14 protein-coding genes and 1 tRNA gene are annotated in these 13,401 nt (G+C 64.7%); 9 read left to right on the forward strand and 6 right to left on the reverse strand.

Features of this window, described 5'->3' with window-relative positions; genetic code table 11:
* The first annotated feature begins 34 nt into the window (after positions 1 to 34).
* Positions 35 to 841 (forward strand): lytic murein transglycosylase, encoded by an 807-nt coding sequence (locus AC0L21_RS15385; protein ID WP_473262682.1) that lies wholly within the window; start codon positions 35 to 37, stop codon positions 839 to 841.
* Between the two features lie 175 nt (positions 842 to 1,016).
* Here the strand turns inward: AC0L21_RS15385 and AC0L21_RS15390 are convergent, their stop codons facing one another.
* Entirely contained in the window at positions 1,017 to 1,847 is an 831-nt protein-coding gene (locus AC0L21_RS15390) for an SDR family NAD(P)-dependent oxidoreductase (RefSeq protein WP_473262683.1), read from the reverse strand.
* A 129-nt stretch (positions 1,848 to 1,976) separates the two neighbouring features.
* On the opposite strand from AC0L21_RS15390, the gene AC0L21_RS15395 reads away from it, so the two are divergent.
* The 4 genes from AC0L21_RS15395 (at position 1,977) to AC0L21_RS15410 (ending at position 5,473) form a co-directional block, all read left to right on the forward strand.
* Positions 1,977 to 2,351, forward strand: a complete 375-nt coding sequence (locus tag AC0L21_RS15395) for a response regulator (RefSeq protein WP_473262684.1) — start codon at positions 1,977 to 1,979, stop codon at positions 2,349 to 2,351.
* A 57-nt stretch (positions 2,352 to 2,408) separates the two neighbouring features.
* Positions 2,409 to 3,020 carry a LysE family translocator gene (locus AC0L21_RS15400; RefSeq protein WP_473262685.1) on the forward strand — a complete coding sequence of 204 codons (612 nt, stop codon included), beginning with the start codon at positions 2,409 to 2,411 and terminating at the stop codon, positions 3,018 to 3,020.
* Between the two features lie 580 nt (positions 3,021 to 3,600).
* A complete protein-coding gene (locus AC0L21_RS15405; RefSeq protein WP_473262686.1) occupies positions 3,601 to 4,812 on the forward strand; it encodes a GGDEF domain-containing protein in 1,212 nt (403 codons plus the stop codon).
* 34 nt (positions 4,813 to 4,846) lie between these two features.
* Positions 4,847 to 5,473, forward strand: coding sequence for a peptidoglycan recognition protein family protein (locus AC0L21_RS15410; RefSeq protein WP_473262687.1), 627 nt, complete (start codon positions 4,847 to 4,849; stop codon positions 5,471 to 5,473).
* A 177-nt stretch (positions 5,474 to 5,650) separates the two neighbouring features.
* Here AC0L21_RS15410 and AC0L21_RS15415 read toward each other — a convergent pair whose 3' ends face one another.
* From AC0L21_RS15415 to AC0L21_RS15425, 3 genes are all read right to left on the reverse strand, one after another.
* Positions 5,651 to 5,992, reverse strand: a complete 342-nt coding sequence (locus AC0L21_RS15415; protein ID WP_473262688.1) for a hypothetical protein — start codon at positions 5,990 to 5,992, stop codon at positions 5,651 to 5,653.
* A 192-nt stretch (positions 5,993 to 6,184) separates the two neighbouring features.
* On the reverse strand, positions 6,185 to 7,084 hold the full coding sequence (rpoH, locus tag AC0L21_RS15420; RefSeq protein ID WP_007596598.1) for an RNA polymerase sigma factor RpoH: 900 nt from the start codon (positions 7,082 to 7,084) through the stop codon (positions 6,185 to 6,187).
* Between the two features lie 217 nt (positions 7,085 to 7,301).
* The gene (locus AC0L21_RS15425) at positions 7,302 to 8,309 is read right to left on the reverse strand and encodes an RluA family pseudouridine synthase (RefSeq protein WP_473262689.1); all 1,008 of its coding nucleotides are present in this window, start codon (positions 8,307 to 8,309) and stop codon (positions 7,302 to 7,304) included.
* Here AC0L21_RS15425 and AC0L21_RS15430 point away from each other — a divergent pair.
* Both AC0L21_RS15430 and AC0L21_RS15435 read left to right on the forward strand, forming a co-directional pair.
* Entirely contained in the window at positions 8,308 to 8,652 is a 345-nt protein-coding gene (locus AC0L21_RS15430; RefSeq protein ID WP_473262690.1) for a hypothetical protein, read from the forward strand. The genes AC0L21_RS15425 and AC0L21_RS15430 overlap by 2 nt on opposite strands.
* 228 nt (positions 8,653 to 8,880) lie before the next feature.
* Positions 8,881 to 8,955, forward strand: a tRNA-Glu gene (locus AC0L21_RS15435).
* Positions 8,956 to 9,034: 79 nt separating this feature from the next.
* Here AC0L21_RS15435 and AC0L21_RS15440 read toward each other — a convergent pair.
* Positions 9,035 to 9,670: an Abi-alpha family protein gene (locus AC0L21_RS15440; protein WP_473262691.1), complete on the reverse strand. Its 636-nt coding sequence runs from the start codon at positions 9,668 to 9,670 to the stop codon at positions 9,035 to 9,037.
* A gap of 137 nt (positions 9,671 to 9,807) precedes the next feature.
* The gene (locus AC0L21_RS15445; RefSeq protein WP_473262692.1) at positions 9,808 to 10,017 is read right to left on the reverse strand and encodes a helix-turn-helix transcriptional regulator; all 210 of its coding nucleotides are present in this window, start codon (positions 10,015 to 10,017) and stop codon (positions 9,808 to 9,810) included.
* A gap of 912 nt (positions 10,018 to 10,929) precedes the next feature.
* Between AC0L21_RS15445 and AC0L21_RS15450 the strand changes: the two genes are divergently transcribed.
* Positions 10,930 to 12,420 (forward strand): amidohydrolase family protein, encoded by a 1,491-nt coding sequence (locus tag AC0L21_RS15450; RefSeq protein ID WP_473262693.1) that lies wholly within the window; start codon positions 10,930 to 10,932, stop codon positions 12,418 to 12,420.
* A gap of 3 nt (positions 12,421 to 12,423) precedes the next feature.
* Positions 12,424 to 13,353, forward strand: coding sequence for a CobW family GTP-binding protein (locus AC0L21_RS15455; protein ID WP_473262694.1), 930 nt, complete (start codon positions 12,424 to 12,426; stop codon positions 13,351 to 13,353).
* Positions 13,354 to 13,401: the final 48 nt, after the last annotated feature.

The following is a 13,401-nucleotide window of genomic DNA, read 5'->3' on the forward strand; positions in this document are numbered from 1 at the left end:
CTCCCCCCGCTCATTCTTCAAAGGATTTTCCCATATGCTGCGATATGCCCTGGCCATCGCCTTCATCGCCTGTCTGGCCGGCGGATCGGCGCATGCCGCGCGCTGCGGCGGCGACTTCAACAGCTTTGTCGCCAGCATGGCCTCGGAAGCGCAGGCCGCCGGCGTCTCGTCGAGCGTGACCAACGCGGCGCTCAGCGGTGTGCAGCAAGACGGCGCGGTGCTCGCCTTCGACCGGCGCCAGCGCTACACCTTCAACAAGAGCTTTGAGCAGTATGTCTCGACCCGTGTCGGTCCCGGCCGCATCAATGGCGGCAAGGCGCTGCTGCAGCGGCACGCCGCGCTGCTGTCGCGCATCGAGCAGCAGTTCGGCGTGCCCCGCTATATCCTGGTCGCGATCTGGGGCCTGGAGAGCGATTTCGGCAAGGGCGACATCGGCAAGATGCCGGTGATCCGCACGCTGGCGACGCTGGCGCATGACTGCCGCCGCACGGAGCTGTTCCAGGGCGAGCTGCTCGCGGCGCTGAAGATCGTGCAGCGTGGCGACCTGCCGCTGCGCGACCTGATCGGCGCCTTTGCCGGCGAGATCGGCCAGACCCAGTTCCTGCCGTCCTCCTACATCAAGTACGGCGTCGATTTCGACGGCGACGGCCACGTCGACCTTCGCCACAGCGTCCCCGACGTTCTCGCCTCGACCGCGAACCTGCTCCACACCAGCGGCTTTAAGATGGGCCAGCCCTACGGCGAAGGCACCGCCAATTTCGAGGCGATGCGCGAATGGAACAGGGCGGTGATCTATCGCAAGACGATCGGTTATTTTGCCGATCGGCTGGCGGGGCAGTGAGGGACGTGATGTCTCTCCGCCGTCGTCCTGGCGAAAGCCAGGACCCATTACCCCAGGCGGGAATCGTTGCAATGACTTACAGTCACGTCTCGAGTAACTGCCAGTCTTCGCCAAATTGAATTCGGTGGTTATGGGTCCTGGCTTTCGCCAGGACGACGGTGAAATTCGATGGCGCTCATTTCCCCTTCGCCATCCTCTCCAGCTTGCGCTGCAACGGCGCCCAGTACGTTGCCGGGCGGAAGCGCTGCAGGAGATCCATGAAGCGGGCGTCGTTGCCGATCAGGATGCGCGGCTCGTTTCTCTCGATGCCCTTGATGATGCGCAGCGCGGCGTCTCTCGGCGTGGTCTTGGCCGCGTTCTCGAACCGCTCGATCGATTGCGACCGGCGCGCATTGTCGGTGATGCCGACGCCGGTGCGCGAATTGCGCGCGATGGCGGTGGCGACGCCGCCGGGATGCACCACCGACAGCCTGACGGGGCTGCCCGCCGCCGCTAGCTCGTGCCGCACGCTCTCGGAAAAGCCGCGCACCGCGAATTTCGCCGCGGCATAAGCCGACTGTCCCGGCGGGGCGATGATGCCGAAGATCGAGGACAGGTTGACGATGTGCGCCTCGCCCATCGTCTTCAGATGCGGCAGGAAGGCACGCGTGCCGTGCACCACGCCCCAGAAATTGATGTCGAACAGCCAGCCCATCTGCGCCTGGTCGATCTCCTCGAACGAGCCCATCAGCGCCACGCCGGCATTGTTGACGACGATGCCGAGCGTGGGATGGGCGGTGGTCGCTTCACGCGCGAACTGCGCGATCTCGTCGGGTTCGCTGACGTCGACGCGATGCACGCTCACCTTGCATGCGGCTCCGATTTCCGCCGCGAGCGTCTTCAGCCCGGCCTCGTCGCGATCGGCAAGCGCGAGATCGCAGCCGCGTCGCGCAAGCTCGACCGCCAGCGCGCGGCCGATGCCGCTTGCCGCTCCGGTGATGGCGGCGGCGCCGCGGATTGCTGTCATGATGATCCCCCGTCGAGCCTCTCGAACGGAACTATGATTTACATTTTTTCATCATGGAACCGAACCGCATCGCTGTTCCCACCTTAACCTACGTTACTTGATGAAGACAGGCAGCATTGGGAGCCGCCGATGGGACAAGCACAACCGTTTCGCGCCACCGCACTGATCGTCGAAGACGACCTCATGCAGAGGGAGATGCTCAGTCTTCTTCTCGAAGAAAGCGGCTACGACGTCATTCAGTGCGAGAGCGCCGAGGCGGCCGAGCTTGTGTTGGAGAAGAGCGCCGGCGCGCTCTGCCTGATGATGACCGACGTCCAGCTTGCCGGCCGCATGAACGGGGTCGAGCTCGCGCACGTCGCCAAGGACCGCAACCCCAGGCTCGACATCGTCGTCACCTCCGGCCGCCCCTTGATGCAGCCCCTGCCGAACGGCGCAAAGTTCTGGGCCAAACCCTGGGCGCCGCTCGACGTGCTGCGCGAGGCCGAGATCGCGCAGCTGTCCTGACGGTCGATCCCGCTGGGCCGGCTTTCGTGGTCCAGGGCGCGGTGATAAGGTCTGTCCATGACCTTGTCCTTCCTGCTCACCTCGCTGATCGTCGTCGCCTCGCCCGGCACCGGCGTGCTCTACACGCTGGCCGCCGCGCTGACCCGCGGCTCGCGCGCGAGCATCGCGGCCGCCTTCGGCTGCACCCTCGGAATCGTGCCGCACATGACGGCCGCGATGCTGGGGCTCGCTGCCGTGCTCCACACCAGCGCGCTGGCCTTCGCCGCGCTGAAATGGTGCGGCGTCGCCTATCTGCTCTACATGTCCTGGCAGGCCCTGCGCGAGACCGGGGCGCTGGCGGTCGACAGCGAGATCCGCGAGCGTTCGGTCGGCCGGGTGATCGTGACCGGCTTCCTGATCAACATCCTCAATCCGAAGCTGTCGATCTTCTTCCTGGCCTTCCTGCCGCAGTTCATCGCCGCGGACGAAGCCCATGTGCTGGCGCGGATGCTGGAATTGAGCGGCGCCTTCATGGCGATGACGTTTGCGGTGTTCGTGGTCTACGGGCTCTGCGCAGCCTCGGTGCGCGAGCGCGTCATCTCGCGCCCGCGCGTCATGGCCTGGCTGCGCCGGAGTTTTGCCGCCGGCTTCGCCGCGCTCGGCGCCAAGCTGGCGTTCGCGGAGCGATAGCTTTTCCAGCTAATAAAGGCCGGGCCAATAAAAAAGCGGGCCCTGCGCCCGCGATCTTCAAACTCACAACTTCTACCCGACGCCCGGGCGGAGCGAGCTCCACCCGGGCAAAGAATAAGAAGCCTCGTTACTTCTTCTTCGCTGCCTTCTTGGCCTTCTTCTTCGTCGCCTTCTTCGCCTTCTTCGCTTTCTTAGCCATAGGATCCTCTTCAGGGTTAATGGTGAAACGCGACACGAGGGATGCTCGGCGGAGGGCCAGCCTCGCAACATCCTCGACGACGAACTCAGCAGATTCGCGCGCCTCTGCCCCGCGCTGTCACATCCGTGTCATCGCGTTATCCACAGCTCAGATGCATTTTTGGGTGATTTTGGCTCGCGAATCCGCTCCGCCAGCATGCCTAACGATCCGACCATGCGCCGGCCGTTCATGAATCCAAAACCAAGGGCATGTTTTCGCGGATCGCAGTGAGACTCCGTTAAGCGCGACGGCCGCATTGTCTCCGCAAGAAAACGGGGACGGGGTCATGGACAGACAGCTGGCAGGGACGGAGGGCGCGGTGCTGCGCGCGCCGCGTGCGCCATGCTGAACGTGCCGACACTCTGGACCGTGTTCGTCGTCAACTTCCTGGCGCTCGGCCTGATCTGGGCCTACGTCACGCGCTCCTATCCGAAATTCGCGGCCGCGCGGTTCTGGATGGCATCGTGCTTCGTCGGCGCGATCGGCACGATGGCGGCCTTGATCCGCCTTTTTGTCGTCTCGCCTGTCCCGCTTCTGCTCGGAGCCGCCGGCGTCATCGCGGCGAGCTGCCTTGCCGCCATGGGCATTCAGCGCTTCTACGGCCGGCCGGTATCCTGGCGCGTCATGGCCGCCACCGGAATTCTCAGCCTCGGCGGCGTCGTGTTCTTCATGGTCGCATTCGATCACATGCAGCTGCGCATGCTCAGCTACTCGCTCGGTCAGGGACTGCCGCTGGCGCTGTCGCTGCGTTTGCTGCTGTGGCCGCCGGAAGGCCGCGCCAGCCCCGGAGCCCGGCTCTCCGGCATCGTCATCATCACCATCATCGCAATCTTCGCGGCACGTGCGATCGGCAATCTGCTCGGCGGCGATTTCTCGTCGGTCTCCGGAGGGCAGTCTCATGCCGTCATGGTGCTGGGTCTGCTGTTCCTGTCGATGACGCTCAATTTCGGCTTCCTCCTGATGGCGATGGACCGCCTGCGCAACGAGGTTGCCGACCTCGCGCTGCTCGACGATCTCACCGGTGTCGCCAATCGGCGGCACCTGGTGCAGCGGCTGGGTGAGGAATGCGCCCGCTCGGAGCGCAGCGGCGAGCCGTTCTCGCTGCTGGTGATCGATCTCGACGGCTTCAAGGCCGTCAACGACACCCATGGCCATGCCGCGGGCGATGCCTGCCTCCAGCACTTCACCCTGATGGCGCAGACGCGCTTGAGGCCCGGCGACATGCTCGCCCGCACCGGCGGCGACGAATTCTGCGTCGTGCTGCCGTCGTCGACCTTGCGCGAGGCGGCTGCGATCGCCCGCCGCGTGCTCGATGTCTGCCGCCAGGATGCCGTCAACTGCACCGGCGTCGACATCCCGATCGCGATCTCGATCGGGGTGGCGCAGTGGGACCGCGGCGTCGGGCAGTTTCCGGACCGGCTGATTGCGCATGCCGACCACGCCCTCTATGCGGCCAAGAAGAACGGCAAGAACGACTTTGCCGTCCACGATCCGGCGCCGCCGCTCATGCCTGACCCGATCGGTCCAGGCGAGGCCGTGCGCAAATTCGCGTAAGAGCATGCTAACGTCAGGTCCGCACCGGACCCGCATGATGATCTCTCGCCTGCTCGCGGCCGTTCTCGCCGCTGTCATTCTGATAGCCCCCGCCGCGGCGACCGACGCCGAGCTCGCAAAGCTCGCGCGCGCCTCCGGCACGCCCGACATTCCCGGTCTGAAGATGGTGTGGCTGGTGCCATGGGGCGATGTCGGCAACGCAAGACCCTGGCGCAACATCATCGTGCACCAGACCGAGGGACCTGCAGGCTCGGCGCGCGGCGGCGCCGAGGCGCAAGCGAAGAATCCCACGCGTCGCGGCGTCACATTGTGGGTCGAGACCGACGGCACCGTCTATTGGGCGGTCGCGGAAAACCTGGTGCCGACCCACGGCGACGGCGCCAACCGCAACGACAACAAGTACATCGACAACAAGCCGACCTATCGCCAGGTGGTGCGCGACAATTCGATCGGCGTCGAGTTCGCCGGCAACTATCCCGACGTCACCACGGGCCCGACCGCGGCGCAGGTCGCGGCGTGGAAGATCCTCGTCCAAATCCTGCGCGCGCGCTACGGCATCCCGCTCGATCACGTCTATGCGCACAACTGGATCGACTACAAGGACGCCCGCTATTGCGAAGGCTGCTGGCTCGCGACGCTGGCGCGGACATGGGGGGAGTAGAGGGCGCGCCGGCGGTAGTCTTTTCCCTTCTCCCCTTGCGGGAGAAGGTGGCGCGAAGCGCCGGATGAGGGGTATCTCTCCGCGAATGACGATGTGAGAGGCGTGCTCGCGGAGGCAACCCCTCACCCGTCTCGCTTCGCGAGCCACCCTCTCCCGCAAGGGGAGAGGGGAAAGCAGCTACACCGGCTCCGACATCCAGCCGAACAACCGCCGGATCAATCCCGGCCGCCGCGGCAGTTCCGGCGGGCCGTCCGCTGCCAGCACGCGCTTGAAGAAGTAGTCCAGGAACACCATGTCGTTCGGCTCGGTGACGGTGAATGTCTCGTCGCCGAAATAGACGCTGTAATTGAAGAAGAACGGACCCATCAGCGGGATCGTCGCGGTCGAGGCATAGTCCTTCGAGATCACGAACTCCGACGGCTCGAGCCCGTGGTCGCGCATCGCCTGCTCGACCAGCGGCAGCTTGCGCATGAACGGGGCGGAGAAGCCGCCGACGGTGGATTGCAGGATGATCGACACGGTCTGTGTCCGTTCTCTTGAGGCTGCCGGTCCGATGCTTTTGGTCGGTCGACCGGCAGAGCGGGTTCAAGATGCCTGGTCCGCGTCCCCGCGAACATGCCGCACCTCACATGCAAACAAAAAAGCCGGCGTTGCCGCCGGCTTTTCTGTCTCTTGTCGATCCGCCAATCTCTGGCGCCAAAAACCTCGCGCTTAGAGCGCGGCTTCCAGCGCGGCCTGTTCGGCCTTTGCGATCGTGCCCTTGACCGCGGACTGCACCTTCTCGAAGGCGCGGACCTCGATCTGGCGGACGCGCTCGCGCGACACGCCGAACTCGGCGGCAAGGTCTTCCAGCGTCATCGGCTCGTCGGCGAGGCGGCGCGCCTCGAAGATGCGGCGTTCACGCGGGTTGAGCACGCCCATGGCGCCGTTCAGGGCGTCACGGCGGTGATCATACTCCTCGTGCTCGGCCAGCATGGCTTCCTGGTTGGGCGAATTGTCGACCAGCCAGTCCTGCCATTCGCCGGCTTCGCCGTCGTCGCGGATTGGTGCGTTGAGCGACGCGTCGCCACCGAGGCGGCGGTTCATGTCGACCACGTCCTGAGCCGTGACGCCGAGACGCTTGGCAATGATGGCCACCTGGTCGGGGCGGAGATCGCCTTCGTCCAGCGCGGAAATCTTGCTCTTCGCCTTGCGCAGGTTGAAGAACAGCTTCTTCTGGTTCGCGGTGGTGCCCATCTTCACGAGCGACCACGAACGCAGGATGTACTCTTGAATCGACGCCTTGATCCACCACATCGCGTAGGTGGCGAGACGGAAGCCCTTCTCGGGCTCGAACCGCTTCACCGCCTGCATCAGGCCGACATTGCCTTCCGAGACGACCTCGGAGATCGGCAGGCCGTAGCCGCGATAGCCCATGGCGATCTTGGCCACGAGACGGAGATGGCTGGTGACGAGTTGGTGCGCGGCGTCACGATCATCATGCTCGCGCCAACGCTTGGCGAGCATGTATTCCTGCTGGGGTTCCAGCATCGGAAACTTGCGGATCTCGCCGAGGTAACGGGAAAGGCCGGATTCGCCATTCAGGACCGGCAGGGTAGCTGTACGGGCCATAGTGCGCCCTCCAAACAGGTTCAGGCCCCCGATAGCGGCGGGCCAGGCAGACGACCGCTTGGTTAAAGCCGATCGGTGCTGCGATGTTCCGCGTTGGTCTTCAACGCAAGCGCAATATACTCCATCGGGAGGCAAAAAGGGAAGGATTGCTGACGTCACGTCCCCGTGTGGCAGCTATAACTTTTTGTAATGTAAAGCATTTCTGAAGCGGCCTGCGTCATAGCGCCGCTTTCAGGGCCCCCTGAAGGAGAAGCAAATCCTCCGGCAGAGGCGCTTCCCAGTGGAGTAATTCTCCCGTCCTCGGGTGCTCCAATACCAGCAAGTAAGCGTGCAGGGCCTGCCGGCCCAGCGCGGTCAGAACGGCCTGCGACTCAGGGCCCAGCTGGTTTGCCTTGGTCTTGAAATGCGGGCCATAGACAGCATCGCCCATCAGGGGGTGGCCGATATGGGCGAGGTGGACGCGGATCTGGTGGGTGCGCCCGGTCTCGAGCTCGCAGGCCAGCAGCGCCGCGATCGGTTTGCCGTCGCGTCCGGCAAAACTCTCCAGAAGCTCCCAATGCGTCACCGCCTCGCGGCCGCCCTGGCGCACCGCCATCTTCTCGCGCGCATGCGGGTGGCGGTCGATCGGCGCGTCCACGGTGCCGCGATGGCGGCCCGGCAGCCCCCAGGCGAAGGCCATATAGCCGCGCCGCATCGGCCCGGTGCGGCCGTGATCGGCGAATTGCGCGGTGAGCGAGGCATGCGCGAGGTCGTTCTTGGCGACCACCATCAACCCCGTGGTGTCCTTGTCCAGCCGGTGCACGATGCCGGGCCGGCGCACCCCGCCGATGCCCGACAGCGATGAGCCGCAATGGGCGATCAGCGCATTCACCAGCGTGCCGGTTTCGTGGCCCGCCGCGGGATGCACCACAAGCCCTTTCGGCTTGTTGAGGACGACGATGTCGTCGTCCTCGAACACGATGTCCAGCGCGATATCCTCGCCTTTCGGCTCCGGCGCGGCCGCTTCCGGCACGTCGATTGTGATCGTATCGCCGGATGCGACGTGATAAGCGGGGTCCCGGATCGCGGCGTCCCTGAGGCTCACCGCGCCCGCCAGAATCAGGGCTTTCAGCCTCGATCGCGACAGCTCGGCAAGGTGCAGCGCCAGCACGCGGTCGAGCCGGGTCGAGCCCTCGGAGCCTTCGACCACGACCTCCAACCTTTGCGCAGAGCCAGAATTTTCCATGACGACGTCTGATACCGTTGTTCCCGAACCGAGCCCCGAGCAGGCCGCGATTTTCGCGCGGGTGCGGCGGATGATGCTGATTGCGGGGCTGACCACGGCGCTGGCCATCTGCGCCGTGCTGATCGCCGTGGGCTACCGCCTTTTCAAGTCCGAGGGAAGGGCGCCCGAGCCAGCAGGCGATGTGACCGCGACCCTGCCCAAGGGCGCCAGAATCGTCTCGACCGGCGTCGCCGGCGACCGGCTCGTGATCACGATCGACATCGGCGGGGTCACCGAGATCCGCACCTTCGACGCCCATACCTTGAGGCCGGCCGGAAAGCTGAAATTCGCCAATGAGCCGTAAGGCGGGGGCTGGAGCGCGGAACCCGCCTCATCCGTCGTCCTGGCGAAAGCCAGGACCCATAACCACCGAACCCGGTTACGTGAACGAGTTCGTTGCTCGGGTTCGCCTTAACCATACGCATCCGGGGTAATGGGTCCTGGCCTTCGCCAGGACGACCCAGATGGACCTTTGAACCCCTCGATCCCCGCTTGCCGCCGGCAAAATTCGAGGCTATGTCCTCTCCCTCACGCTCCCTTCGTCTAGCGGTTAGGACGCGGCCCTCTCAAGGCTGAAACAGGGGTTCGATTCCCCTAGGGAGCGCCATATCTAGCGACGCCTTTTGTTTTTGCAGAAGTTTTCTGCGGATTTGTCCCACCCGCTTTGCTGGTGGGACAGCGTATGTTCAGGTTGTAACCTCAACCGCCCGCAATAGCTCGCGGCCCAAAGCCGTAGCGGCGATGAATCGGAAGTTGGGTGATTCCTCTGCGGACGATCCACGCCGAGCCAGTCCGATTTCCACCAAATGTTCAAGCGAAACGGTCACCTCGTCGGGGGTATGTCTAAGACTACCCAAAAAAACTTGGAGTGCTTTGGTATCCGCCATCGACTGCTTCACCAATTCGCGGAGCGTTACGGCGTCTAACGGGTCCATCAACTTCACCACCGTTATAAACTGCAAACGGAAGGTCTGGGACATTCTAGGATTGGCCGCGGCCGCCAACAGTGCAGCCCAAAGGTCTTGCAACCCGTCCCGGCTTTCGTCAGCAGCGGCAACCATTATTGGGATCGCGAGCGAAGGCGGAGCGTCTGGCTCCTTCACGCCTTCATCTTCAAGGCGCTTTTTCGCTTTCTCAACGACGCGACATAAATTTTCTGCGCGTCTCACTTTGAGGTAATCGCCGCCGAGGTAACCCACGATGTCTTGTGGAAGAGTCCCGAATGTCTCCTTTAAGAACCCGCCAACGCCTTGAAGCGTTTTGAGAGCTTCTTGAATGGCCTTGGCTTGTTCATCCGAAATTGGGATGATTTCATTCGTCATATGTTCCTCACCATGGGATTACGGTGACAGTGCACCAAACTCATGCCACCCTCATGCCGCCTTGTAAGCCGAGATCTTCTTGATCTGTGGTGCGAGCACGTCTTCGGCCGTTTCGAGGTCGAAACGCGCCTGCATGTTCATCCAGAACGCAGCGCCGGTCTTGAAGAACTTGCCGAGGCGGAGCGCAGTGTCGGCAGTAACAGGCTTTTCTTCGCGCGCATTCGCTCGATCCGGGTGCGGGGCACGTTCAGGGCGGCCGCGACCGCGTACGGCGTCAGTTTCAGCGGAACGAGAAATTCTTCACGCAGGATTTCGCCGGGATGTATCGGCGGAAGTTTCCTTGGCATCTATGAACTCCTGACCGGCAACAACCTCGCCCGACTATTCAACGCTTCCGTGGGCTCCGCGCACATATCGCGCCTCCACGTCCGTCGCAAACTACCGTAAATAGCTGGATTTTGTAACAAGGACCGGCTCTCAGGCGGCAAGCTGCCTGTCGGGCAACACAGCCGAAGTCCGTCAACCCCTCTCCGCAAAAATATTCCGCTTTACCGAAATTCGGAAATGTCGTATGTGCCGTCCATCCCAGCCCACAAAAGGGGCGGTCGTACGTCGTCACGAACGCGGGTTGGGAGTTGCGGTGGACGCGGGCGGCGTTAAAGGCGGGCTTGTGCGTGCAGGGCGAGATGAACCTCGTGAGCATGGCACGAACCGCATCGACGGACGGCGCCGAAGCCCTGCGAAGCCTCTTGGCGAAGCAGGGTAGCTCGCGTACGGCGAAACCGTGTGGTCCTGGCCGTCGTTGCTACGGTCAAGCCTTTGCGAAGGCGTCAGCGCGTCAACCGGCGCGGTGCCGTGAATTTCGCGGAGGTGACGGAGGCAAGAAGGAACTCGTCTCCGGGGAGAGCGCGGCATAGGCCGTCAAACCATCGCGCAGGGAAGGCCTGGTCTCGGCTGCCCTGTGTCTCCCCTGTGCATTGCGTGTGCAATCAGTTCGCATGGGGGTTTTTATGGGTGCCAGCCGGCGCCCGGTCTTCCCTGCGCCCTTTCCTTTCGGAGGGGGTGAAGCGAGAAGCATAGCTCGGGCAAATTCTGCCGCGAGAGCGCGAGCGCGTGTCCGCGACCCGCATGTGAATTGACCTCCCTTTCGAGCCTTCCTTGCGAGCCTTGCTTGCGAGCATGATGCGTCGGCATCGGTGGAGGTGGTCGTTGCTCCCGGAATCTGCCTTGATGCGAGCTCAGCGTGAGGGAGTGACGATATGAGCGGCTTGGTGATCTCTGGCGGTCGGGTGGTGGATCCCGCCAGCGGAATGGACGCCATCGGGGATGTGGCGGTAGTGGACGGCAAGGTCGCCGCGGTCGGAACGGGGCTCGGCAGCTCCGAGCGGGTGATCGACGCGACCGGGCTCGTGGTCGCGCCCGGCTTCATCGACCTGCACGCGCATGGCCAGTCGCTCCCCGCCGATCGCATGCAGGCGTTCGACGGCGTCACGACGACGCTCGATCTCGAAGCCGGCGTGCTGCCGGTCGGGTCCTGGTATGAGCGCCAGGCGCGGAAGGGACGCGTGCTGAACTACGGCGCCGCGACCAACTGGGCTTTCGCGCGCATCGGCGCGATGACGGGCTCCAATGCGGAGAGCTCGCTGGAGGCGTTCGGCAATGCCATGCGCGATCGCCGCTGGATGGACAACGTGGCGAGCGATGCCGAGGTCGCCGGCATTCTGGAGCGCCTTTCGCGCGGCCTGAACGAGGGCGGCATCGGCATCGGCATCTTGAATGCCTATGCCCCGGGCGCCGGGGTGCAGGAGCTGACCGCGGTGTGCCAGCTCGCCGCCGCGCAGGACGTGCCGACCTTCACGCATGTCGCCTACATGTCGCGGGTCGACCCCGAGAGCGCGGCGGAGGCCTATATCCGCCTGATCGGCTATGCCGGCGCCACCGGCGCGCACATGCACATCTGCCATTTCAACTCGTCGAGCAAGACCGACGTCGAGCGCTGCCGCGTGCTGATCGCGAAAGCGCAGGCCCAGGGCCTGCCGATTACGGTCGAGGCCTATCCCTACGGCACCGGCTCGACCGTGCTGGCGGCGGCGTTCTTCAGCGACCCCGAATTCGTCGAGCGCAACGGCACCGGTTACGATTCCGTGCAGCGGGTCACCGACGGCCATCGCTTCAGCGATCGCGAGGAGCTCCTGAAGGCGCAGGCGGAAGAGCCGTCCTCGCTGGTGCTGTGGCACATTCTCGACACCGAGAACAATGCGCATCACCGCGACCTCCTCGACATGTCGGTGCTCTATCCCGGCGGCGCCATCGCCTCCGACGCGATGCCGTGGACGACGTCGGACGGCAAGACCTACACCGGCGATGCCTGGCCGCTGCCGGACGACGCCACCTCGCATCCGCGCTCGGCGGGCTGCTTCACCAAATTCATCCGCGAATGGGTACGCGAGCGCAAGACCGTGTCGCTGCTCGAAGGCGTGCGCAAATGCGCGCTGATCCCGGCGGAGATCCTGTCGCAGAGCACGCCCGCGATGCGCGCCAAGGGCCGGCTCGCGAAGGATGCCGATGCCGACATCGTCGTGTTCGACTACGAGAAGCTCTCGGACCGCGCGACCTTCACGGCGATGAACCGCCCCTCCGAAGGCGTGCGGCATCTCGTGGTCAGCGGCCAACCGCTGATCACAGATGGTGTGTTGGACGTCGCGGCGCGGCCCGGCCGTCCCGTGCGCCGCCCCGTCGTTCGGGGCTGAGACATGCCGGTCCCCATTCTCCTGGTGACGGGTTTCTTGGGGGCCGGCAAGACCACGGTCGTCAACCATCTGCTGGCGCATGCGGAAGGGCGGCGGATCGCCGCTGTGGTCAATGATTTCGGCGCGATCAACATCGATGCCGAGCTGATCGCGGGCGCGAGCGACGGCGTGGTCAGCCTCGCCAATGGCTGCATCTGCTGCTCGCTCGAAGGCGACCTGCTGCGCACGCTCGCGACGCTGCTGCGGCGTGATCCGAAGCCGGAATACATCGTCATCGAGACCAGCGGCGTCGCCGATCCCGCCGAGATCGTGCGTAACTTGATGGATCCCGTGATCCTGCGCGAGGCGCCGCTGGAGACGGTGCTCTGCGTGATCGACGCGGCGACGCCCCCGGGCGCCCTGGACGATGCGCTGCATCGTTCGCAGCTGCGCGTCGCCGACATCGTGGCGCTGAGCAAGCTGGATCTGGCGGACGAGGGCGCGGGCGGGCGGATGCGCGAGGCCATCCGCGCGCAGCGCGTTCCTGCCGTGGTGGTCGATGCGCAGCACGGCGAGATTCCGTCCGCCCTGCTGTTTCCCGCAACCGTCGACCGCGCGCCGCCGCTACGCGAGCCCGGACCGAAACGTCCGGCAGAGCAACGCTTCGAAACGCTGAGCTGGACCTCGGAACGTCCGATCTCGCTGCCCCGCCTGCAGCAGGCGATCGGCCAGCTTGCGCCAAAACTCGCGCGGGCAAAGGGCCTGTTCGAGACCGTCGAGCAGCCCGGGCGCCAGATGGTGTTTCAATTCGCCGCCGGCCGCGCCACGCTGGCGCCTGGCGAACTGCCGACGCCGGGCGTGCCGCGTGCGCGGATCGTTTTCATCGCCGAGCTCGGGGTGCTCTCGAAGGCCGAACTCGACGGGATCATGGAGACGTGCGTTGCCGGTGGATAGCCTGCTTCGAGCGAGGCATGTCAGGTCAAATCGCGCAACACCTGACCG

The sequence above is a fragment of the Bradyrhizobium sp. WSM4873 genome (assembly GCF_055811355.1).

Bases quoted from the DNA above. Each gene is read 5' to 3' on its own strand.
- AC0L21_RS15385 (WP_473262682.1), top strand. From the start codon at position 35: ATGCTGCGATATGCCCTGGCCATCGCCTTCATCGCCTGTCTGGCCGGC.
- AC0L21_RS15390 (WP_473262683.1), bottom strand. From the start codon at position 1,847: ATGACAGCAATCCGCGGCGCCGCCGCCATCACCGGAGCGGCAAGCGGC.
- AC0L21_RS15395 (WP_473262684.1), top strand. From the start codon at position 1,977: ATGGGACAAGCACAACCGTTTCGCGCCACCGCACTGATCGTCGAAGAC.
- AC0L21_RS15400 (WP_473262685.1), top strand. From the start codon at position 2,409: ATGACCTTGTCCTTCCTGCTCACCTCGCTGATCGTCGTCGCCTCGCCC.
- AC0L21_RS15405 (WP_473262686.1), top strand. From the start codon at position 3,601: ATGCTGAACGTGCCGACACTCTGGACCGTGTTCGTCGTCAACTTCCTG.
- AC0L21_RS15410 (WP_473262687.1), top strand. From the start codon at position 4,847: ATGATGATCTCTCGCCTGCTCGCGGCCGTTCTCGCCGCTGTCATTCTG.
- rpoH (WP_007596598.1), bottom strand. From the start codon at position 7,084: ATGGCCCGTACAGCTACCCTGCCGGTCCTGAATGGCGAATCCGGCCTT.
- AC0L21_RS15430 (WP_473262690.1), top strand. From the start codon at position 8,308: ATGACGACGTCTGATACCGTTGTTCCCGAACCGAGCCCCGAGCAGGCC.
- AC0L21_RS15425 (WP_473262689.1), bottom strand. From the start codon at position 8,309: ATGGAAAATTCTGGCTCTGCGCAAAGGTTGGAGGTCGTGGTCGAAGGC.
- AC0L21_RS15440 (WP_473262691.1), bottom strand. From the start codon at position 9,670: ATGACGAATGAAATCATCCCAATTTCGGATGAACAAGCCAAGGCCATT.
- AC0L21_RS15445 (WP_473262692.1), bottom strand. From the start codon at position 10,017: ATGCCAAGGAAACTTCCGCCGATACATCCCGGCGAAATCCTGCGTGAA.
- AC0L21_RS15450 (WP_473262693.1), top strand. From the start codon at position 10,930: ATGAGCGGCTTGGTGATCTCTGGCGGTCGGGTGGTGGATCCCGCCAGC.
- AC0L21_RS15455 (WP_473262694.1), top strand. From the start codon at position 12,424: ATGCCGGTCCCCATTCTCCTGGTGACGGGTTTCTTGGGGGCCGGCAAG.